Source organism: Mesorhizobium sp. M0030 (assembly GCF_040323695.1).
Classification (GTDB): Bacteria; Pseudomonadota; Alphaproteobacteria; order Rhizobiales; family Rhizobiaceae; genus Mesorhizobium.
Map to the genome: position 1 here is coordinate 1 of NZ_JAMYVE010000014.1, position 19,567 is coordinate 19,567.

The following is a 19,567-nucleotide window of genomic DNA, read 5'->3' on the forward strand; positions in this document are numbered from 1 at the left end:
ACAAGCATCTCAAATCCACCAACATGCTGGAGCGGCTCAACGAGGAAATCCGCCGGCGCACCTATGTCGTGCGCATCTTCCCCAATACCGAAAGCTGCCTGCGCCTGGTCAGGGCGTTGGCCGTCGAGACCAATGAAAACTGGATGGAGGCCAACCGATACATCAACATGGACGACCTGCGCGAGCACAAGAAGCTCGCTCTGCGCCAAGCCGCATGACCAGCATCATGGCCGCCCCATTTTGCAGAACTTGACGCACACAACCACCGGCCCCATTGCTGCCAGCCCGTAGAGCAGGCATCTGTGGCCAATTGGTACATTCGTCACGAGTGGCTTTTCCACGGCGGCAACACCAGTCCATCATAGGTAACCCGATCGACCTCAGCATGCAGCCGCTCAAGCGAAATGCCACGATCCATAACTCCATCGCTCCGGCGCATTCGTCCATAGCTGCGGCCGACGCCACCACCAGCATGGCCAGTGAAAGCATGATGAACTTCCTCGGAAATTCCGGCCTCCCGGCAAGCTCGTTTGAAGGTATGCCGGAACGAGTGAAATGTTTTCGACGGGCTGTCGACGGCGTACTCACCCAAGTAGCGGCCAAACCACTTCGACCACAACTTTGCTTTTGGTCCAATTGGCGAACTGAATTCGGGCCAAAGTGGATCGTCTGCCTTTGCCTTCTTTGCTCGCTCAGCGACATAGTCGAGTAAACCAGCGGCGATGAGGTCGCGATGGATCGGCACTGACCGAGCCGAGCTCGTAGTCTTCAGGTTCTGGTCATCGCCGTCGTCATTGAAGTCGATGAAAGCAATGCCGGCGCCACCAGTACGAATGTCACCGAGCCTGAGCTGCGCAATCTCAGATCGCCGCGCGCCAGCGTAAAGGGCAATGACCGGGAACCAAAAGGCGGCTTCGCCTTTGCCGCCGAGTTGACGCTTCCCTTCGACGAAGACCGGTGAAGCAAATAGCTTGTTCAACTCGTCGACGCTGAATGGCTCGTAATGGCCCTTTTCCATCGCTGATACATCGAAGGTTACATAGAACGGATTGGACCACCCCGAGGCTGCATCGAAGTGTCCGTCCTTCTCAGCCTTGGTCAGAACGCCGGCGAGGAGATTCAGGCTCTTGTTGATGGTCTGAGCGTCCCTTGGCTCGTAGGCGCTGAGATCATTCTTCAGCAATTCGGGCAACAGCATCTTCGCCAGCTTGTGTGGCAGTCGCTTCGGCACGCGAGCGAGCGCGTCGCGAAATTCACGAGTGTGCGTTTTGGTGATCTTGCCGACGTCGATGTCACCATGCAGCTCGACGAACCTCTGCACGGCCCGCGTCGCTTCGTTGATCGACTCCTGACGTGGCTTCCGAGCCGACCGACTGTTCGACTGTGACCAGTTCGCTAAAGCGGTCGTTAGTGGCAGAGCTTTCGTCGTGGGGAGGTCAGGGGATGCGATCTCCTCTCCGTTTAGCCGTGCCGTAATAGCTTGCACGGCCTTCCTCTGGGCCTTGATGAACGCTAGCTCAAGCTGCCGCCAGGCGGGGTCATCCGGGTGGAGGACGATCCCGGCATCCTCGACCGACTTGTTGATGATCCCGTGGATCGCTTCACTGCCGCGCATTTTTGCAACTTCATCACGCGACAACTTGTCGAGCGAGGATACGATTGCCCGATACGCAGCAATGTCACCGTCAGTCATCCCGCCTCCATCTGGCGAAAAGGTACCGGTGTCGAGGTCGAGTCCAAGACCCGTCCTGCGCAATGCCTCGTCGTTTCTCATCAGCCTAGCGGTGTGAGCAGCTGCAAGCGTATCGATCGTAGCTGGCGCGATCTCTGTCGGCGGCCCGTCTGTAAGTGATTTCCTGGCAAGATCGACCAGACGGTGGGCTTCTTCGATCAAAGGAAGGGCGGCCCGTTCGGCAGTTCGCTGATCGTTGGTTCGCAACGATTTGACCAGCTCATTCTTAAACTGACCAGATTTGCGGTTCACGCACCATTCGATCGCTTCCGGCCAAGGTATCGGAAACGGCTGGCCGGCTATGTCGTCAGGCAGAGCGAACCGAAATTCGAACCGGTTCGCGCGACGTTGGATGTATTTCATGCGCGCCATTTTACACCCCGAATGTAGCACGCGAAAGTAGCACGCGTGCGGATCAGATAGCAGTAAAATCAACGCCTTAAGCGATTTCAAGCACTTGCTTGAAGAGTGGCGCGCCCGAAGAGATTCGAACTCCTGACCCCCAGATTCGTAGTCTGGTGCTCTATCCAGCTGAGCTACGGGCGCGCAACAGGCCATGACTTGCATAGCCCCGCGATCCGGTCCTGGCGACCGGCCGCGACGAGACGTGTTCCCTAACGACTGAATTTCCGAAAAGCAAGCCGATCCGGCAAAAGTTTTGTCGCAGGCGCTTTTGCCAGCAGATCGAGGTGTGTCGAGATTCAGCTCAGGCCGGGCGGCGCAGGCCGTTGCGGGCCTGGTCGAGGCGGACCGGCTGGTCGGGGATGGTGACGGCGAAGGTGGTGCGTCCGCCGATCGATTCGACCAGCTCCACCGTGCCGCCATGGGCGCGGATCAGTTCGTGCGCGATGGCCAGGCCAAGGCCGGTGCCGCCGCTGCGGGCCGAGCCTCGAAACGCCGCGAACAGGTTTTCTCGCGCCTTCGCCGGCAGGCCGGGACCGGTGTCGGTGACAATGATGCGGCTTACGCTGCCTATGCGCTCGGCCGATACGGCGAGCCGGCGCACCAGCGCGCTCTCGGCGTCGGCCGCCATCGCCTGCACCGCGTTTCGGCACAGATTGGTGAGCACGCGAAACAGCTGGTCGGAATCGGCATCGACCTCGAAGGCGAGCTCGACGGCATTGACGAATTCGATGCCGTCCTCGATGTCGAGCAGGCCGTGGACGTCGTCGACCAGCTGGCGCAACCGCAAGCGGCGGCGTGAGGGCGCCGGCTCCTGTGTGCGGCCATAGTGGAGCACGCCTTCGGAATAGGAGACGGCTCGGTCGAGCGCGCGCAACAGCTTTGGCGCGAAGGCCTGCACCGTCGGGTCCTTGACCAGGCGCAAGCGGTCCGACATCAGCTGCGCCGAGGCCAGGATGTTGCGCATGTCGTGGTTGATCTTGGAGACGGCGAGGCCAAGGTCGGCAAGGTGCTTCTGCTCCGACAGCATCTTTTGCAGCCGTTCCTGCATCTGCGACAGTTCGCGCTCGGCAACGCCGATCTCGTCGGCGCGGGCGGCCGGGTGGATGATGCGCCCTGGATCGTCGGGCGCCTCGGAGAAGGACAGCATCGACCGCGTCATGGTGCGGATCGGGCCGATCATGATCAGGTCGATCGCGGCATAGACCAGCATGGCGGTGAACAGCGAGATCAGCAGCGAGACGAAGGCGACGTTGCGCGAATAGCGCAGCATGGCGTTGCGCAGGGAATAGTCGGGCATGATCAGCTCGAATTCCTTGTCGCTGTCGCCGACCGGGCCGAACACCCTGAGCATGCGCTTGCCGCCGAAGAACAGCGTATCCAGCGCCCCGGTCATGCCCTTGATCATGCCGACATTGGCGATGTCGATATGCTCGTCGACCTGCGGCGGCATCTCGGCCACCACCAGCAGGCGCGAGACGCCCCCGTCGCGCACCGCGATCGCCTTGGCGCCGATTGCCATCAGCACGTCGTTCTGGGCGGCGCGGGAGAGCGAATTCGGCTCGCCCTGCACCAGCACGATCGACACCGCGGCAGCGGTGCTTAGCCGCTCCTTCAGCCAGGCCAGGCGGTAGCTGGCGATCCAGGGCAGGAAAATGAGGACTTCGGCCAGGAGCACGAAGACAATGGTGAGCAAGAGCAGCTTGGTCGACAGGCCGCGCGCCAAGGGCACTGAACGATTGGGCACCGAACGGCTCGCAACCGCGCGAACGGTCGCCGGGCTGGCATCGGCTGTCGCCGGGCCGCTCCCTTCATCCGATGATGCAACTTCGCTCATTAAGGCCTGTCTTCACAAACGCTTGATCGGTTGAGATTAGGTGATTGCGGCTTTTTTGCCAATTTCATCCTTCGTTGGACGATGGTGCCAGCAATAAAAGACCGCCTCGAACTGGGTGTTCGCGCTGCGACGAACTGACGTTCGCGCTGCGACGAACTGACGTTCGCGCTGCGACGAACTCATAGTTCGCGCTGGATTGACTCCCAAAACCCTTCTTTCTATAAGCCGCTCACGCTCGGGCCATTCGTCCCGGCGCGGTTTCGATCGCGCCAATGCCGGCCCGGCAAAGCTCCTGTTACACAGTGACAGAATCAAGAAGGGCCGCACCCCGCGGTATTAAAACAAATGAAGCGTACCTACCAACCGTCCAAACTCGTCCGCAAACGCCGGCACGGTTTCCGTGCTCGCATGGCCACCAAGGGTGGTCGCGGCGTCGTCGCAGCTCGCCGCAACCGCGGCCGCAAGCGGCTCAGCGCCTGAACGGAAGACGAGATCGTTGCCCGCAACCGGCAAGCCAGTGGGACCAAACCCCAAGCGGCTTCTGAAACGTGCGGAATTCCTGGCCGTCCGCCGCGGTGAAAAGCGGCGCGGGCGGCTTTTTCTCGTTGAAGTTCTCGACCGCAACGACGGTCTGCCGCCGCGCGTCGGCTTCACCGTCACCAAGAAGGTCGGCAATGCGGTTGTGCGCAACCGCGTCAGGCGGCGGCTGAAAGAAGCCGTGCGCACCCATGCCGCAAGTGACATGGCGCCCGGCAATGACTATGTCATCGTCGGGCGTGAAGACGTGCTCACCATTCCGTTCGGCCAGTTGAAGGCCGAACTCTCCCGCCGTCTCAGCGGAACACGATAGGCCAAGGGCTTTCGATGGAAAACAACCGGAACTTCTACATCACCATCGTCTTGTCGGTGCTGATCCTCGGGCTATGGCAATATTTCTATGTGCTGCCGCGCAGCGAACAGCAGCGCGAGGCGGCCCGCATCGAAGAGCAGCGGGCGGCGGAGCAGAAGAAGGCGGCCGAGGCCAACCCCGGCGGCACGCCGGCGCCCGCAGCGCCCGGCGCCATTCCAAACGCGCCCGGCGGCGTGGTGACGGCGGCCAGCCGTGAACAGGCGCTTGCGGCGACAGCCCGCGTCAAGATCGACACGCCGAGCCTTTCGGGCTCGATCAACCTGACCGGCGCGCGTCTCGATGACCTGAAGCTCAAGCACTATACCGAGACCGTCGACAAGGACTCGCCTGAGATCAGCCTGCTCAACCCGTCGGCCTTGTCCAACGGCTACTTTGCCGAAATCGGCTACAGCGCCGCCAATGTCGACCAGACCGGCACCGTGCCGGGAGCAGACACCATCTGGACCGCGACAGGTAATCCGACGCTGACACCGGCAACCCCGGTGACGCTGACCTATGTCAACGACAAGGGCCTGACCTTCGAGCGCACCTTCTCGGTCGACAATGACTATTTGTTCACCGTCTCCGATACCGTGAAGAACTCCGGGGCAGCGTCGGTATCGCTCTATAATTATGGCCGCGTCACCCGCTTCGACAAGCCAGCCGTTGCCAGCACCTATGTGCTGCATGAGGGCCTGATCGGCTTCACCGGCACGGAAGGCCTGCAGGAACACAAATACGCGGCGATCGAGAAGGACAGGCAGATCAGGCCAGGCAAGTCGACTGACGGTTGGCTCGGCATTACCGACAAATACTGGGCTGTGACCCTGGTTCCGACCGAAAAGCAGCCATTCCAGCCCAACTACTCCTATTTCGAATTCCCTAGTGGGCCTCATGCGCACAGCTACCAGGCGGATTTCCTGTCCGACGCGATCACCGTTGCACCCGGACAATCCACGACGATTGAATCGGAAATCTTCGCCGGCGCCAAGGAAGTCGGCAAGATCAACGCCTATGCCGAGGATCGCCATATCAAGCGGTTCGACCTGCTGATCGACTGGGGCTGGTTCCACTTCATCACCAAGCCGATGTTCTGGCTGATCGACACGCTCTACAAATTCTTCGGCAATTTCGGCCTGGCCATCCTGGCCACCACCGTCGTGGTCAAAGGGCTGTTCTTCCCGCTCGCCAACAAGTCCTACTCATCGATGGCGAACATGAAGAAGGTGCAGCCCAAGATGCTCGAGATCCGCGAGAAATACGCGGACGACAAGATGAAGCAGCAACAGGCGATGATGGAGCTGTACAAGACCGAGAAGATCAATCCGCTCGCCGGCTGCTGGCCGGTGGCGCTACAGATCCCGGTGTTCTTCTCGCTCTACAAGGTGCTCTACATCACCATCGAGATGCGGCACGCGCCGTTCTTCGGCTGGATCCAGGATCTGGCCGCGCCCGATCCGACCTCGGTCTTCAACCTGTTCGGCCTGCTGCCCTTCGCGCCGCCGGCATTCCTGCCGCATATGGGCGCCTGGGCGGTGGTCATGGGCATCACCATGTTCCTCCAGATGCGCATGAACCCGACGCCGCCGGATCCGACGCAGGCGCAGATCTTTACCTGGATGCCGGTGATCTTCACCTTCATGATGGGCAGCTTCCCGGCCGGCCTCGTCATCTACTGGGCCTGGAACAACACGCTGTCGATCCTGCAGCAGGGCGTGATCATGAAGCGCCAGGGCGCCAAGATCGAATTGTGGGACAATCTGACGGCATTGTTCCGAAAGAAACCCTCGCCGGCTGAATAGAAGGCGCTATTCCGGCAATCAAAGCCCCGGCTCGTCCGGGGTTTTTGTGGACGAGGCGCGCATCACGTTCCCGTGAGGCGCGAAACTTGCGGCGTGCAACCGGCGTGGCTGCTGCTTGTACCGCCAAGGCCGATCAACACCGATCAGCCCTAATCCGAAGACCGCTGTTTTTGATCCGTGACCCCGTCATGTCCATCGCGGGGATGCGGCTCGTGGGATGGGCATTCGCCTTTAAGCATCTGTTATTATTATTGTTTTTTACTCTGCATCGAAACTTTCCCGCAATCGCCGCGTAACTCTTCCCGACAATCGAATCAACAATTGTCGCACCAGAAGGGTTCTCCAATGGCAAAGTCCATCCTCAAGGCATTCTGCTTTTCCGCCGGCCTGGCTCTATCGGGCCTCGCAGCGACGACGGCCTATACGCTCGCCAATCCCGCCGTTGGCGGCGCTGCGATGCTGACCTCCAAGAACATCGTCGAGAACGCCCTCAACTCGCCGATCCACAAGACGCTGGTTGCCGCCGTCAAGGCCGCCGGCCTGGTCGACACGCTGGAAAGCGCGGGACCCTTCACGGTGTTTGCGCCGACCGATTCCGCCTTCAAGAAACTGCCGGCCGGCACCGTCGCCACGCTGGTGAAGCCCGAAAACAAGGACAAGCTGACCAAGATCCTGACGGCCCATGTCGTGGCCGGAAAGATCTCGGCCAAGGAGATGATGACCAAGGCCAAGGCGATGGGCGGCAAGTATGAGATGAAGACCGTTAGCGGCGACACGCTGATCGCCGAGGTCAAGGGCGGCTCGCTCTACATCGTCGACGAGTCCGGCGGCGCCGCCAAGGTGACGGTCGCCGACGTCAACCAGTCGAACGGCGTCATCCACGTCGTCAACAAGGTGCTGTTGCCGAAGTAACGGCTTTAGGCAACGGGGCATGACGGCGGGCTGCGACGGGCTTTCTCGGTCTGCCTTCCCCACCTCACGAGGAGGTGCCATTCTTTTGAAGCCGTCTTCGACACCACCGGGGTCCTGCTTGTCCTTCGCAGGGCCCCGTTTTTTTGGGTTTCAGGGCGCCTTAGCCGACGGCGGCGGTCGACCTGATCGTGATCTGCCGCGGCACGAACTGAACATCGAAGCCCAGCAGGGCTCGCTCATCGGGCGATTGGTGCTATAGGGCGGATCACGCCATCTTGAATGGCGGCTTTAATTTGCGCCACTCTCGACGGATCTCGCCATGGACGGACCCAACCCAGACATCAAGCACCCGATCCCGATGCACACCCGCGTCGGCTTCCTCAAGCCCCTGGTCACCGCGCCGAATATCGAGATCGGCGACTTCACCTATTATGACGATCCGGACGGACCGGACAAATTCGCCGAGCGATGCGTGCTGCATCATTATCCCTTCATCGGCGACAAGCTGATCATCGGCAAGTTCTGCGCCATCGCGGAGGGCGCGCGCTTCATCATGAACGGCGCCAACCATGCCATGTCCGGCTTTTCCACCTATCCGTTCAACATTTTCGGCCATGGCTGGGAGCAAGGCTTCGACCCGAAGACGTGGTCACAGGAAGTGCGCGGCGACACGGTGGTCGGCAATGATGTATGGATCGGCATGGATGCGGTGATCATGCCCGGCGTGTCGGTCGGCAATGGCGCCATCGTGGCGGCGAAATCGGTGGTGACGCATGACGTGCCGGCCTATGCGATCGTCGCCGGCAATGCGGCAAAGGTGGTGAAGATGCGTTTCGACGACAGGACGGTGCGGCGGTTGCTGGCTGTGGCGTGGTGGAATTGGCCGGTGGACAAGATCGGCCGCAACCTCAACGCCATCCGGGGCGCCGATATTTCGAGGCTGGAGGCAGCAATTTGAACGCGCTGGGCAAAACCGTCATCGGCACCGACCTGTTCACCAAGGGGTGGATCTTCATCCGCGGCGTGCCGGCGATGAAGTTCCTGCCGCCGGAGGGGCCGCCGGAGATCGCCTTTGCCGGCCGCTCCAATGTCGGCAAGTCGTCGCTGATCAATGCGCTGGTCGGCCATAACGGGCTGGCGCGCACCTCCAACACGCCGGGGCGCACGCAGGAGCTCAACTATTTCGTGCCGGGCGGGTTTTCCGGCGAAGGCACCGACCTGCCGCCAATGGCGCTGGTCGACATGCCGGGCTACGGCTATGCCAGCGCGCCGAAGGAAAAGGTGGACGATTGGACCAAGCTGGTCTTCGACTATCTCAAGGGCCGCGTGACGCTGAAGCGGGTCTATGTGCTGATCGATTCCCGCCATGGCATCAAAGCCAAGGACGACGAAGTGCTGTCGCTGCTCGACAAGGCGGCGGTGTCCTACCAGATGGTGCTGACCAAGACCGACAAGATCAAGGCCGCCGGCGTGCCGCGGCTGATCGAAGAGACATTACTGAAGATCAAGAAGCGACCGGCGGCGTTTCCGTTCGTGCTCGCCACGTCGTCGGAAAAGGGCGAGGGTCTGGACGAACTGCGCGCGGCGATCGTGCTGGCGGCCAATGGCGGTTAAAAGCAACTCCAGGAAAAGTGTGAAGCGGTTTTCCGTCCGAAGTTGCAAAAAAGACCTTTGGCTAACTAGGCCTTTGCCTTTGGCTTCGCCTCCCCGGCGATCATCTGGTGGCTTTCTTCCTCGGCAAGCTTTTCGGTGCCGTAGGACTTCAGGAACAGGCTGACGCCCGACCGCACGATGTGGTCGATTTCATCCTGGCTCGGCGCCTTGGTGCGGTAGGCGAAGATGCACTGGCGAAACAGGCCGGCGAGGCACAGTTCGGTGAATTGATAGGCGGCAAGATCGACATCATCGATCTTGAGCAGGCCGCGTTCGATGGCTGCATTGAGGAACTTGACCACCTTGTCGTGGCCGCGTTTGGGGCCGCGTTCGTAAAACCGCGCGCCCATGTCGGGTATCCTGTCGGAAGCGCCGATCACGGTGCGTTGCGCCTGGATGACCTTGGCCGAGGTGATCTTCATCGACAGCACCTTGCCGAATTTCACCAGCGTCTGGCGCAGATCGTCAGCTCGGTCGAGCATGTCGTACATGTTCTTGAAGATGGTGCCGCGCTCTTCCTCGATCAGCGCCTCGAACAGCTCTTCCTTGTTGGCGAAGTAGACATAGATCGTGCCCTTGGAGACGCCGGCCTCGCGGGTAATGTCGTTCATCGACGCCGCTTCGAAGCCCTTGTCGATGAACACGCGCCGCGCGCCCTCGATAATCTGGCTGCGCTTGACCGGATCCTGGCCCGCCGCCGGGCGGCCGCGACGCGCACTATCCAGCACATCGCACCGATCATTTTCGACGTCGGGTAACGTGTCGGCCATTAAAGTCACACCTCGCGAAAATAATTCGAACCGAGCGGTTCGATTGCTCTTGATATGGGCCTGCTTTAGCGCTATGTCAACGTTCACATCGAACCGAACGGTTCAGTATAACACATTTCCCTTATATAGCTACGGTAGCGAGATATCATGTCCTCGAACACGCCAACCACCGCCGAAGTCCGCCCCTTTCCCAACGCCAAGGTCTCGCCGGTTATCGAAGCGCCGGAAGCGCCCATCAAGCCTGCCGCCGAAGTTTTGGCCGAGGTGCCGGCCAAGAAGAAGCGGTCGGCTCGCTCGTTGATGCTGCCGATCATCGGCCTCGCTCTGCTCAGCGCCGGCGCCTGGTATGGCTATAATTACTGGACCGACGGCCGGTTCCTGATTTCGACCGACGATGCCTATGTCCAGGCCGACATGTCGTTCGTCTCGCCGAAGATTTCCGGCTATGTCGATCAAGTCAAGGTCTCGGAGAACCAGCAGGTCAAGGCCGGCGATCCGCTGCTGACGATCGACGACGGCGACTACAGAATAGCCGTTGCCCAGGCGGAGGCGCAGATCGCCACGCTGGCCAAGACGCTCGACCGTATCGACGCGCAGACCAAGGCGGCGCAAGCTTCGCTGCAACAGGCGCAGGCGCAGAAGGTCGCCGACCAGGCGGCAGCCGACAACGCCGCTCGCGCCCAGCAGCGCGCCGCGCAACTGGTCAAGACGCATGTCGGCACACAGGCGCAACTGGACGATGCCCAGACCGCTCTCGACCAGGCCAATGCAGCCCTCGTCGGCGCCGACGCGCAGATTGCAGCCGCACAGGCCAATATCGGCGTGTTCGAAGCGCAGCGCGCCGAATCGGCCAGCACGCTGGCTTCGCTGCGGCTGAACCGCGACAAGGCCGCGCGCGATCTGTCCTTCACCGTGCTCAAGGCGCCTTATGACGGCGTCGTCGGCAACCGCTCGGTCGAGCAGGGCGACCTCGTCAGCCCCGGCCAGAGGCTCGCCGTCGTGGTGCCGCTGGACAAGCTCTACATCGTTGCCAACTTCAAGGAGACGCAGCTGGCCAAGCTGGTGCCCGGCGAGAAGGTGCGGGTCTCGGTCGACGCCACGGACGGCCATGATTTCGAAGGCACGGTGTCGTCGCTGGCGCCGGCTTCGGGTGCGGTGTTCTCGCTGCTGCCGCCGGAAAATGCCACCGGCAACTTCACCAAGGTGGTGCAGCGCATCCCGGTTCGCATCGACGTGCCGGCCGATGTGTTGAAGGCAGGCAGGCTGCGCGCCGGCCTGAGCGTCGTTGTCGCCGTCGACAGCCGCACGGCTCCGGCCGCGGCGAACTGAGCGAAAGCCGGGAGCAATGCCATGGCAACCGCAACCATAACAGCAGGAGCGGCGCCGGTGCCTGCCATGCCGGCGGTACCGACGACCATCTCGACGCGCCGCCTCATCGCCTTCCTGGCGATGGTGTTCGGCATGTTCATGGCGATCCTCGACATCCAGATCGTCTCAGCCTCGCTGGCCGAGATCCAGGCCGGCCTCAGCGCCAGTTCCGATGAAATCCCATGGGTGCAGACCGCCTATCTGATCGCCGAAGTGGTGATGATCCCGCTGTCGGGCTTCCTCAGCCGGATGCTGTCGACGCGCGTGCTGTTTGCAGGCGCCGCGGCCGGCTTCACGGCGGCCAGCGCGCTGGCCGCGACCGCCACCAACATCGACCAGATGATCGTCTACCGCGCCATCCAGGGCTTTATCGGCGGCGGCATGATCCCGAGCGTTTTCGCCGCCGCCTTCACCATCTTCCCGCCGTCGCGCCGCGGCATGGTGTCGCCGATGATCGGCCTGGTGGCGACGCTGGCGCCGACCATCGGCCCGACCGTCGGCGGCTATATCAGCCATGCCATGTCGTGGCACTGGCTGTTCCTCATCAATGTCATTCCAGGCATTCTGGTGACGGTCACGACCTGGACCCTGATCGATTTCGACAAGCCCAATCTCGGCCTGTTCAGCAAGTTCGACTGGTGGGGCCTTGCCGGCATGGCGGCGTTTCTCGGCTGCATGGAATATGTGCTCGAGGAAGGTCCGAACCATGACTGGCTGCAGGAACAGGCCGTGTTCATCTGCGCCATCATCATGGTTGCCGGTGCGGCGCTGTTCTTCTGGCGTGCCTTCACCGCCGAGGAGCCTATCGTCGATCTCAGGGCCTTCACCAACGTCAATTTCGCCTTCGGTTCGCTGTTCTCCTTCGTCATCGGCATCGGCCTGTACGGTCTGACCTATCTCTACCCAGTGTTCCTCGGACGCATCCGCGGCTACGATTCCTTGATGATCGGCGAAGCCCTGTTCGTCAGCGGCCTGGCGATGTTCGTCACCGCGCCGATTTCCGGCATCCTGTCGAGCAAGATGGACTTGCGCATCATGATGATGATCGGGCTGTTCGGTTTCGCTGCCGGCACATGGTGGATGACGCATCTGACCGCCGACTGGGATTTCTGGGAATTGCTGATCCCGCAGATTCTGCGCGGCAGCTCGATGATGCTGTGCATGGTGCCGATCAACAACATTGCGCTCGGCACCTTGCCGCCGGACCGGCTGAAGAACGCGTCGGGCCTGTTCAACCTGACCCGCAACCTCGGCGGTGCGGTCGGCCTTGCCGTCATCAACACAGTGCTGATCGATCGCAGCGCCTTCCACTACGCCAGGCTGGCCGAGCATGTGGAATGGGGCAGTGCGGCGGCGCAGACCAAGCTGCAGAACATGACGCTCGACTTCCAGCAGACTCCCGGCCTCGACGCCACCAAGGCGGCGATCTCCAAACTGTCGGGCATGGTCCAGCAGCAGGCGTCGCTGCTGTCGTTCATGGATGTGTTCACCATGCTGACCGTGCTGTTCGCGACCATGGCGGTCTTCACCCTGGTCATCGCCAAGCCGGCGCCGCCCGCGGGCAGCGGTGGCGGAGGCCATTGAGCGCGCCGGATCCCCCGCCTGGCGCCCTCATGTGTGACCCCGGAAATCACCCCCGATTTCCGGGGTCACGCTTAAGCATCGATCGTTGTCAAGCTCCTTGGTCGAGGCGGCCCAAACCATTTGGTCAGCGAGTCGGTTAGCCCGGCTGCTTCAGGGCCGCCGACCCAGGCCACATAACCGTCAGGCCGGACCAGCACTGCGCGTGGGGCTTCGACTGCCCCCAGCACCGGAAGCTCCCACGCGCCATCGTAGCTGGCGTCGACCAGCTGAATCCGCTCCACCCACTGGCCGATACCAAAAGCGCCGGGCTCACCAAGATTAAGCAGCAGCGGCCGAGCGTCGTGCAGCAGGGCGAAAACCGGCAGCGGACCGGCAGCGGTGACGAGGTCGAGATCCGGCATGCGACGCCCCAGCAGCGGATGCCCCTCGCCAAGATCGTAGTGGATGTCCAGGCCGGACAACATGCCGGCAAAACGCTTGCGCGGCTCTTCCATGCCGAGAAGTTCCGACACTGTATCGCGCAGCGCCTTGGTGCGCTCGTCTTCGCGACGGAGCACGACCGACGCCATGGTGTTTTTCATCACACGCGCGGCAATCGGGTGGCGCTCTGCCTGGTAGCTGTCGAGCAGGCTTTCGGGCGCAGTTTTCCTGACCACTTGGGCGAGCTTCCAGCCCAGATTGACCGCGTCCTGCACGCCGGTCTGCAGCCCCTGTCCACCGTCCGGTGGATGCACGTGCGCGGCGTCGCCTGCCAGCAGCACCCGCCCCTTGCGGTATGAGGCTGCCTGCCGGGTCATGTCGGTGAAGCGGGCCAGCGATGTTGGATTGTGGACGCCGTAATCGGTGCCGTAGACGGCAATGAGCGCCTCGCTGAGCTCATGCAATGTGGGCACGCCGCCGGCCCCGACCTCGCGTTCGGTCACCAGCACCCGCACCGTACCGTCTTCCAGTCTGCTGAGGCCGTGAATTCCGATGGCATCGCGGTGGATACCCCATTGCGGCTCTTCCGTTACCTCGATCTCGGCGATCAAATTGCTGGTTGTCGGCTCGGAACCGGGGAACTCGATGCCCGCCGCCTTGCGCACGAGGCTTCTGCCGCCGTCGCAGCCGACGAGATAATCGGCACGAAGCGACCCGCCATCGCTCAGCGCGACATCGACGCCGCCGCCATCCTGCACCAAGCCTGTCACCTCGCGGCCACGGTAGAACGTGACGCCAAGCTCATCGACCCAGCAGGCAAGGATGCGCTCTATGTGCTTTTGCCACAGCGCCAGCCCGTAATTGTGGCGGGTGGGGAAGTCGCTGATATCAAGCGAAACGCCGGCGAAGCCTGCGACCTGTGCGGTCTGGCCTTGCGACAGGAACCGATCGGCAATGCCGCGCTGGTCGAAGATCTCGATGGTGCGCGAATGCAGGCCGCCCGAGCGCGCGCCCGCGAGGTCCTGGTTCTCGCGCCGCTCGACGATGGCGACATCGATGCCAGCCAGGGAAAGCTCGCCGGCCAGCATCAACCCGGTCGGGCCGCCGCCGGCGATCACCACGGAATGGGATATTCGCGGCCGGTCCGCATCAACACCGTCGGTCGATTTGGAGGTCGATTTGGGCTCGCCGTCGCGAGCCCGTGCTTCAGTTCGTTGCATAGGTTCTGGCCCTCTCGTTAAGGGCTGCGGAATCTACGCATAAAAAGCCGTCTGCCAATTCTTGAAGTTGACTGTTTTCGCCCCATTTCAATAGATAGGGGGCGGTCGTCACACCGGCGCCAAATCTCCACCCCGCTAAAAGACGCCGAACGGTCAGGCAGTGGCCGGCTTGAAGCTGAGCGCAACGCCGTTGATGCAATGGCGCAGGCCGGTCGGCGCCGGGCCATCGTCGAAGACATGGCCGAGATGGCCGCCACAGCGGCGGCAGTGGACCTCGGTACGGGTCATGCCCAGAGAACGATCCGTGGTCTTGCCGACGCTGTTGGCGATCTCCTGCCAGAAGCTCGGCCATCCGGTACCGGAATCGAACTTGGTCTCCCAGGAATAGACCGGCAGGTCGCAGCCGGCGCAGGCGAAAATGCCTTTGCGGTGCTCGTTGAGCAGCGGGCTGGTGCCGGGATATTCGGTGCCTTCCTTGCGCAGCACATTGAAGGCTTCATCCGACAGGATGGCGTGCCACTCGGCGTCGGTCTTGGTGACCTCGAAGGTTTCGGCAGCTCTGGCGGACTGGGTTCCGCCCAAGCGTAGCGTTGCCAAGGCGCCGGCGACGGCCGCAAAGGCGACGCCACTCAAAAGCAAGTCGCGACGGTTCATGACGGAAATCCTCCTGCGGATCATTTTGCCAGATTTGGCCGCCACTGGAAAATCAAAAGCCGGTGACGGTTGCCCTGCAAACCGAACGCTCCAAGCCGGCTCCGCGTTTTGTGGCGGACGGCGTGGAGCGCTCGGAAGATTGCGCGGCCCGCGAAGGGGGAGCCGCGCAATCAGAGAGCTTACCGCCTGTTCGTCGGCGGCAGGGGCTTTGTTACATCTTCGGCAGCAGGACCTTGTCGATGACGTGGATGACGCCGTTCGACTGCTCGACATCGGCGATCGTGACATTGGCGACATTGCCGTTCTCGTCGGCTACGGTGACCTTGCCGCCATCGGCCTTGAGCGACAGCTCGCAGCCGCCGACCGTCTTGACCTTGTGGGTGCCGCCATCGGCCTTGGCCATCGAGGCGACATCGGCGCCCATCGCCTTGGCGCCGATGACATGGCAGGTCAGGATCTTGGTGAGCTTGTCCTTGTTCTCGGGCTTGAGCAGCGACTCGACCGTGCCAGCCGGAAGCGCGGCGAAGGCCTCATTGGTCGGCGCGAAGACGGTGAACGGGCCGGCGCCCTGCAGCGTCTCGATCAGGCCGGCAGCCTTGACGGCGGCGACCAGTGTCGTGTGATCCTTCGAATTGACGGCGTTCTCGACGATGTTCTTGTTGGCGTACATGGCGGCGCCGCCAACCATCGGATTCTCGGCATAGGCGATTGTGGCGAGGGCGGAGACGGCAATGGTACCGGCGAGCAAAAGGGTGGCGATTCTACGCATAGTGTTCGAACTCCTCGGGGTTATTGTTTCCTCTTTCGGAACAGAGGAGATACGAAATAGAACTGCCTGAGTTTCCGCGCGCCGGGAAAAATTTCCTTTATTTTGTCGGCGAATTAATCTCCCAGATCGAACCTCTAATCTCCAGCAGCGTATCCAAAACGAAAACAGCGGAAGATGTACTTCCGCTGTCTTCATTGTCACGTCATGGTTTTACGATCTATCAGATGCCCTTCAGGTCGCCCGCGGCAACGACCGGTCCGGTCGGCTGTCCCGTCGTCGAACCGCCCGTCGGCTCGACGCTGACAGCAAGCACGGCGCCTTGCGCCAGCTTCTGCTGCACGGCCGGGGTAACCGGGATATGGGCGACCTGGCCGGCGGGGATGACGCCCATCGAGACCGGCGCATTCTTGCCTTCGATCATCCACAGTTCGAAGTCCTTGCCGGCGGCGCGTTCGCCCGAAACCAGCGACAGGCCGACATCGCGGCGGGAAGCGTCGTAGACGACAAGGTATTTGACATCGCTGCCTTCGGCAGCCAGCGAGGCGACGAGGCGCTCCTGCGGCACGACGACCGGCGACCTGACGTAAGGCACGGCTACATAGAGCACCAGGGCCGCGAGAGCCGCTGCGGTGAGGCCGCGCCAGAAGCTAAGGCTGGACCACAGGCTGCCGCTCGGGGCCGTCGTCGACGCCGCGGTGGAGGAGAACAGCCGGCGATCGATAGCCGGCTTGATGGTGGCCGGCGGCTCTACCTCAGCATAAGCGGCAGCCATCGGCGAGAGGTTTACTTCCCAGGAATCGACGAGACGGGCAAAGCCGGTCTCCGCGTCGATGCGTCCGGAGGCTATCTGGCGCTCATCCGCCGGCAGCACGCCGAGAACGTATTCGGCTGCGAGCAGGTCGTCGCCTCCACGTTCCGGTCCATTTTCTTCTGCCAGGGTCATCTTTCCAGACATTCTCTAAGTTTCAACAGGCTGCGGCGCAGCCATGTCCGCATCGTGTTGAGCGGAACCTTGTGACGTTCCGCGAGCTCGGCGTAACTTTCGCCGTTCAAATAAGCACCCCGAACGGCTTGCGCCCGGTCTTGTTCCAACTCTTCAAGGCACTGATAGATGCGCTCGGATTCACCGCCCGCAACAACCATAGCCTCTGGCCCCGGACCGGGGTCAGCCACGTCGAGCGCGGCATCGATATCGGCAGCGGGCTTGCGTCGCGACCGGATGCGATCAATCGCATGATTGCGTGCTATGGCCACCAGCCAGGAGATTGGGCTTAGATCGGAAACAGCGAAGCGGTCCGCCTTCGTCCACACTTTGACGAAGACCTCTTGCAGCGCTTCTTCCGCATCTCCGCGATCCTTCAATACACGAAGGCACACGCCGAAAAGTTTCGCACTGGTTTGCCGGTAAAGCAGATCGAACGCAGTCCGATCCTTCATCGAGGTCCGGACAATCAGGGTGGAGATATCCTGCGGCGTCATACGGACAAGCTAAGCGATCACGATTTATTTGCAAAGGCAGAAATCTTGTTGTCCACGCAATCGATGTCCGCGCCCGATCGCCAGTAATCGCCGGTCGGTTGCCAAGGAAATCGGCTGTCGTTAGCCTCCCGCAGATAGGGGAACAGCAATGTCGGCCGAACGGATGCTGTGGGAGAACGATGCGACCGGCTTGGCAGAGCTGTTGCACAGAGGCGAGATCTCGCCGCCAGACCTTGTCGATGCTGCGATCGCGCGCGCCGAGGCAACCCGATCATTGCGCATCCGCCGCTTGCCTGAGGCGCCATGGACCCGAAGGGGGCCGACGAGCTCATCGAAAACCTGCTCGACAAATTGCATTTGACCCGTCTCTTGGAGATCAGATCCTTGTTTGGGCAATTGATGGACAAGAGCCTGTGGTTCACCACTGGCCGGCGATCCAGAATGTCAGCGGCCAGCCGTCGATCGCGCTGCCGGTCCATGTCACCGATGCCGGCCTGCCGCTCGGCATCCAGGCCGTCGGCCGCCCCGGCGACGAGCAGGACGCTTTTGTCGCTTGCTGCGCAGATGGAGAAGGTTTCCGGGTGGCTGACGCGGCGGGCGCCGCTCAAGGTGCCGGCCTGATCCGGCAGATTTCATCATCGTGATAGCAAAGCTGTTTGCGGCCTGGGCCAATTCCCGCTAAGACGCCGCCGTCCTTACCCACATCCAGGGAACCATGCCGATGACGGAGATCACCGCCACCGCCGAAATGCAGGCCGCCCTGCTCTCGCGGGCCCTGCCCTATATGCAGCGCTACGAGCACAAGACGGTGGTGGTGAAATATGGCGGTCATGCCATGGGCGATATCGAGCTCGGCAAGGCTTTCGCCCGTGACATCGCGCTGCTGAAGCAGTCCGGCGTCAACCCGATCGTCGTCCATGGCGGCGGGCCGCAGATCGGCGCCATGCTGGCCAAGATGGGCATCGAATCCAAGTTCGAAGGCGGACTGCGCGTCACGGATCAGAAGACGGTCGAAATCGTCGAGATGGTGCTGGCCGGTTCGATCAACAAGGAGATCGTCGCGCTGATCAACGCCGAGGGCGAATGGGCGATCGGCCTGTGCGGCAAGGACGGCAACATGGTGTTCGCCGAAAAGGCGCGCAAGACCATGATCGACCCGGATTCCAACATCGAGCGTGTGCTCGATCTCGGTTTCGTCGGCGAACCGGTCGAAGTCGACCGCACCCTGCTCGACCTGCTGGCGCGCTCCGAAATGATCCCGGTGCTGGCGCCGGTGGCGCCCGGCCGCGATGGCCATACCTACAACATCAATGCCGACACCTTCGCCGGCGCCATCGCCGGCGCCTGCCAGGCGACGCGCCTTTTGTTCCTGACCGACGTGCCCGGCGTGCTCGACAAGAACAAGAAGCTGATCGACGAGCTGACGGTGGCCGAAGCCAAGGCGCTGATCAAGGACGGCACGGTGTCGGGCGGCATGATCCCCAAAGTCGAGACCTGCATCGAGGCGATCGAGCGCGGCGTCGAAGGCGTCGTCATCCTCAACGGCAAGACGCCGCATGCGGTGCTTCTGGAACTGTTCACCGAACACGGCGCCGGCACGCTAATCGTGCCCTGATCGGCAACTGGCTTGGCGGCCAGTTGGTCGGCTGGCCAGCCCTTAGGCAGGCTGGGGCAGGCGCGCGATGACCTTTATCTCGAAGTCGAAGCCGGCTAACCAGTCGACGCCGACCGCCGTCCAATTGGTGTAGGGCGGTTCACCGAACACCTTCAGCCGAACGGCATCGATCACGGGCCATTGCGTTGCCGGATCGGTGTGGAAGGTGGTCACGTCGACTATATCGTCGAACGTGGCGCCCGCTGCTTTCAGCACTGCCGCGAGATTGTCGAAGGCAAGCTGGACCTGCTTTTCGAAGACAGGTTCGGGCGACCCGTCCTCGCGGCTGCCGACCTGGCCCGAGACAAACAAAAGATCGCCCGATCGGATTGCAGCAGAATAGCGATTGATCTCGTAGAGAGCCTGCCTGCCGGCAGGAAAGATCGCGTCACGTTTGGTCATTTTCACTCCATTGTCCGGGG

Annotated in this window: 21 protein-coding genes and 1 tRNA gene; 11 read left to right on the forward strand and 11 right to left on the reverse strand. The window is 62.0% G+C overall.

What is annotated here, in order from left to right; translation table 11 throughout:
* The coding region (locus NKJ80_RS24585; RefSeq protein WP_023690563.1) for an IS256 family transposase at positions 1 to 218 on the forward strand (218 nt) is incomplete at its 5' end.
* A 104-nt stretch (positions 219 to 322) separates the two neighbouring features.
* Here the strand turns inward: NKJ80_RS24585 and NKJ80_RS24590 are convergent.
* The 3 genes from NKJ80_RS24590 to NKJ80_RS24600 form a co-directional block, all read right to left on the reverse strand.
* Positions 323 to 2,104, reverse strand: coding sequence for a tyrosine-type recombinase/integrase (locus NKJ80_RS24590; protein ID WP_352498458.1), 1,782 nt, complete (start codon positions 2,102 to 2,104; stop codon positions 323 to 325).
* A gap of 97 nt (positions 2,105 to 2,201) precedes the next feature.
* A tRNA-Arg gene (locus NKJ80_RS24595) sits at positions 2,202 to 2,278 on the reverse strand.
* 160 nt (positions 2,279 to 2,438) lie between these two features.
* Positions 2,439 to 3,971, reverse strand: a complete 1,533-nt coding sequence (locus NKJ80_RS24600) for an ATP-binding protein (RefSeq protein WP_352498459.1) — start codon at positions 3,969 to 3,971, stop codon at positions 2,439 to 2,441.
* A gap of 345 nt (positions 3,972 to 4,316) precedes the next feature.
* On the opposite strand from NKJ80_RS24600, the gene rpmH reads away from it, so the two are divergent.
* The 6 genes from rpmH (at position 4,317) to yihA (ending at position 9,188) form a co-directional block, all read left to right on the forward strand.
* Positions 4,317 to 4,451 carry a 50S ribosomal protein L34 gene (gene rpmH, locus NKJ80_RS24605; protein ID WP_008833937.1) on the forward strand — a complete coding sequence of 45 codons (135 nt, stop codon included), beginning with the start codon at positions 4,317 to 4,319 and terminating at the stop codon, positions 4,449 to 4,451.
* Between the two features lie 16 nt (positions 4,452 to 4,467).
* On the forward strand, positions 4,468 to 4,821 hold the full coding sequence (gene rnpA / locus NKJ80_RS24610; protein ID WP_023672264.1) for a ribonuclease P protein component: 354 nt from the start codon (positions 4,468 to 4,470) through the stop codon (positions 4,819 to 4,821).
* A gap of 14 nt (positions 4,822 to 4,835) precedes the next feature.
* A complete protein-coding gene (yidC, locus tag NKJ80_RS24615) occupies positions 4,836 to 6,662 on the forward strand; it encodes a membrane protein insertase YidC (RefSeq protein WP_352498460.1) in 1,827 nt (608 codons plus the stop codon).
* Between the two features lie 345 nt (positions 6,663 to 7,007).
* A complete protein-coding gene (locus tag NKJ80_RS24620) occupies positions 7,008 to 7,574 on the forward strand; it encodes a fasciclin domain-containing protein (protein WP_023825799.1) in 567 nt (188 codons plus the stop codon).
* A 319-nt stretch (positions 7,575 to 7,893) separates the two neighbouring features.
* Complete coding sequence (locus NKJ80_RS24625; RefSeq protein ID WP_352498461.1) at positions 7,894 to 8,532, forward strand: CatB-related O-acetyltransferase; 639 nt, start codon at positions 7,894 to 7,896, stop codon at positions 8,530 to 8,532.
* Positions 8,529 to 9,188: a ribosome biogenesis GTP-binding protein YihA/YsxC gene (gene yihA, locus NKJ80_RS24630; protein ID WP_352498462.1), complete on the forward strand. Its 660-nt coding sequence runs from the start codon at positions 8,529 to 8,531 to the stop codon at positions 9,186 to 9,188. Before NKJ80_RS24625 ends, yihA begins: the two co-directional genes overlap by 4 nt.
* A 65-nt stretch (positions 9,189 to 9,253) precedes the next feature.
* Here yihA and NKJ80_RS24635 read toward each other — a convergent pair whose 3' ends face one another.
* Positions 9,254 to 9,997 carry a TetR/AcrR family transcriptional regulator gene (locus tag NKJ80_RS24635; RefSeq protein WP_352498463.1) on the reverse strand — a complete coding sequence of 248 codons (744 nt, stop codon included), beginning with the start codon at positions 9,995 to 9,997 and terminating at the stop codon, positions 9,254 to 9,256.
* A gap of 147 nt (positions 9,998 to 10,144) precedes the next feature.
* Between NKJ80_RS24635 and NKJ80_RS24640 the strand changes: the two genes are divergently transcribed.
* A complete protein-coding gene (locus NKJ80_RS24640) occupies positions 10,145 to 11,326 on the forward strand; it encodes an HlyD family secretion protein (protein WP_352498464.1) in 1,182 nt (393 codons plus the stop codon).
* A 21-nt stretch (positions 11,327 to 11,347) separates the two neighbouring features.
* Positions 11,348 to 12,949 carry a DHA2 family efflux MFS transporter permease subunit gene (locus NKJ80_RS24645; RefSeq protein WP_352498465.1) on the forward strand — a complete coding sequence of 534 codons (1,602 nt, stop codon included), beginning with the start codon at positions 11,348 to 11,350 and terminating at the stop codon, positions 12,947 to 12,949.
* Positions 12,950 to 13,020: 71 nt separating this feature from the next.
* Here the strand turns inward: NKJ80_RS24645 and NKJ80_RS24650 are convergent, their stop codons facing one another.
* The 6 genes from NKJ80_RS24650 to NKJ80_RS24675 all read right to left on the reverse strand — a co-directional run bounded on the left by NKJ80_RS24650 (position 13,021) and on the right by NKJ80_RS24675 (position 17,848).
* On the reverse strand, positions 13,021 to 14,589 hold the full coding sequence (locus tag NKJ80_RS24650; protein ID WP_352498466.1) for an FAD-dependent monooxygenase: 1,569 nt from the start codon (positions 14,587 to 14,589) through the stop codon (positions 13,021 to 13,023).
* Positions 14,590 to 14,742: 153 nt separating this feature from the next.
* Positions 14,743 to 15,243, reverse strand: a complete 501-nt coding sequence (msrB, locus tag NKJ80_RS24655) for a peptide-methionine (R)-S-oxide reductase MsrB (RefSeq protein ID WP_023736961.1) — start codon at positions 15,241 to 15,243, stop codon at positions 14,743 to 14,745.
* A 211-nt stretch (positions 15,244 to 15,454) separates the two neighbouring features.
* Entirely contained in the window at positions 15,455 to 16,012 is a 558-nt protein-coding gene (locus tag NKJ80_RS24660; protein WP_023752344.1) for a fasciclin domain-containing protein, read from the reverse strand.
* 220 nt (positions 16,013 to 16,232) lie between these two features.
* A complete protein-coding gene (locus NKJ80_RS24665; protein ID WP_023736962.1) occupies positions 16,233 to 16,955 on the reverse strand; it encodes an anti-sigma factor in 723 nt (240 codons plus the stop codon).
* Positions 16,952 to 17,491, reverse strand: a complete 540-nt coding sequence (locus NKJ80_RS24670) for a sigma-70 family RNA polymerase sigma factor (RefSeq protein WP_023673234.1) — start codon at positions 17,489 to 17,491, stop codon at positions 16,952 to 16,954. The genes NKJ80_RS24665 and NKJ80_RS24670 overlap by 4 nt, the downstream gene beginning before the upstream one ends.
* A 120-nt stretch (positions 17,492 to 17,611) precedes the next feature.
* A complete protein-coding gene (locus tag NKJ80_RS24675; protein ID WP_023696029.1) occupies positions 17,612 to 17,848 on the reverse strand; it encodes a hypothetical protein in 237 nt (78 codons plus the stop codon).
* A 56-nt stretch (positions 17,849 to 17,904) separates the two neighbouring features.
* On the opposite strand from NKJ80_RS24675, the gene NKJ80_RS24680 reads away from it, so the two are divergent.
* Together NKJ80_RS24680 and argB are read left to right on the forward strand one after the other, a co-directional pair.
* Entirely contained in the window at positions 17,905 to 18,135 is a 231-nt protein-coding gene (locus NKJ80_RS24680; protein WP_023696030.1) for an amidase family protein, read from the forward strand.
* Positions 18,136 to 18,212: 77 nt separating this feature from the next.
* Positions 18,213 to 19,106, forward strand: a complete 894-nt coding sequence (argB, locus tag NKJ80_RS24685) for an acetylglutamate kinase (protein WP_013528489.1) — start codon at positions 18,213 to 18,215, stop codon at positions 19,104 to 19,106.
* Between the two features lie 42 nt (positions 19,107 to 19,148).
* Here the strand turns inward: argB and NKJ80_RS24690 are convergent, their stop codons facing one another.
* Positions 19,149 to 19,547, reverse strand: coding sequence for a RidA family protein (locus NKJ80_RS24690; RefSeq protein ID WP_352498467.1), 399 nt, complete (start codon positions 19,545 to 19,547; stop codon positions 19,149 to 19,151).
* Positions 19,548 to 19,567 lie beyond the last annotated feature (20 nt).

Excerpts from the sequence above, each read along its gene's own strand:
- NKJ80_RS24590 (WP_352498458.1), bottom strand. The coding sequence starts at position 2,104 with ATGGCGCGCATGAAATACATCCAACGTCGCGCGAACCGGTTCGAATTT.
- NKJ80_RS24600 (WP_352498459.1), bottom strand. The coding sequence starts at position 3,971 with ATGAGCGAAGTTGCATCATCGGATGAAGGGAGCGGCCCGGCGACAGCC.
- rpmH (WP_008833937.1), top strand. The coding sequence starts at position 4,317 with ATGAAGCGTACCTACCAACCGTCCAAACTCGTCCGCAAACGCCGGCAC.
- yidC (WP_352498460.1), top strand. The coding sequence starts at position 4,836 with ATGGAAAACAACCGGAACTTCTACATCACCATCGTCTTGTCGGTGCTG.
- NKJ80_RS24620 (WP_023825799.1), top strand. The coding sequence starts at position 7,008 with ATGGCAAAGTCCATCCTCAAGGCATTCTGCTTTTCCGCCGGCCTGGCT.
- NKJ80_RS24625 (WP_352498461.1), top strand. The coding sequence starts at position 7,894 with ATGGACGGACCCAACCCAGACATCAAGCACCCGATCCCGATGCACACC.
- NKJ80_RS24635 (WP_352498463.1), bottom strand. The coding sequence starts at position 9,997 with ATGGCCGACACGTTACCCGACGTCGAAAATGATCGGTGCGATGTGCTG.
- NKJ80_RS24640 (WP_352498464.1), top strand. The coding sequence starts at position 10,145 with ATGTCCTCGAACACGCCAACCACCGCCGAAGTCCGCCCCTTTCCCAAC.
- NKJ80_RS24645 (WP_352498465.1), top strand. The coding sequence starts at position 11,348 with ATGGCAACCGCAACCATAACAGCAGGAGCGGCGCCGGTGCCTGCCATG.
- NKJ80_RS24650 (WP_352498466.1), bottom strand. The coding sequence starts at position 14,589 with ATGCAACGAACTGAAGCACGGGCTCGCGACGGCGAGCCCAAATCGACC.
- msrB (WP_023736961.1), bottom strand. The coding sequence starts at position 15,243 with ATGAACCGTCGCGACTTGCTTTTGAGTGGCGTCGCCTTTGCGGCCGTC.
- NKJ80_RS24660 (WP_023752344.1), bottom strand. The coding sequence starts at position 16,012 with ATGCGTAGAATCGCCACCCTTTTGCTCGCCGGTACCATTGCCGTCTCC.
- NKJ80_RS24665 (WP_023736962.1), bottom strand. The coding sequence starts at position 16,955 with ATGACCCTGGCAGAAGAAAATGGACCGGAACGTGGAGGCGACGACCTG.
- NKJ80_RS24670 (WP_023673234.1), bottom strand. The coding sequence starts at position 17,491 with ATGACGCCGCAGGATATCTCCACCCTGATTGTCCGGACCTCGATGAAG.
- NKJ80_RS24675 (WP_023696029.1), bottom strand. The coding sequence starts at position 17,848 with ATGCAATTTGTCGAGCAGGTTTTCGATGAGCTCGTCGGCCCCCTTCGG.
- argB (WP_013528489.1), top strand. The coding sequence starts at position 18,213 with ATGACGGAGATCACCGCCACCGCCGAAATGCAGGCCGCCCTGCTCTCG.
- NKJ80_RS24690 (WP_352498467.1), bottom strand. The coding sequence starts at position 19,547 with ATGACCAAACGTGACGCGATCTTTCCTGCCGGCAGGCAGGCTCTCTAC.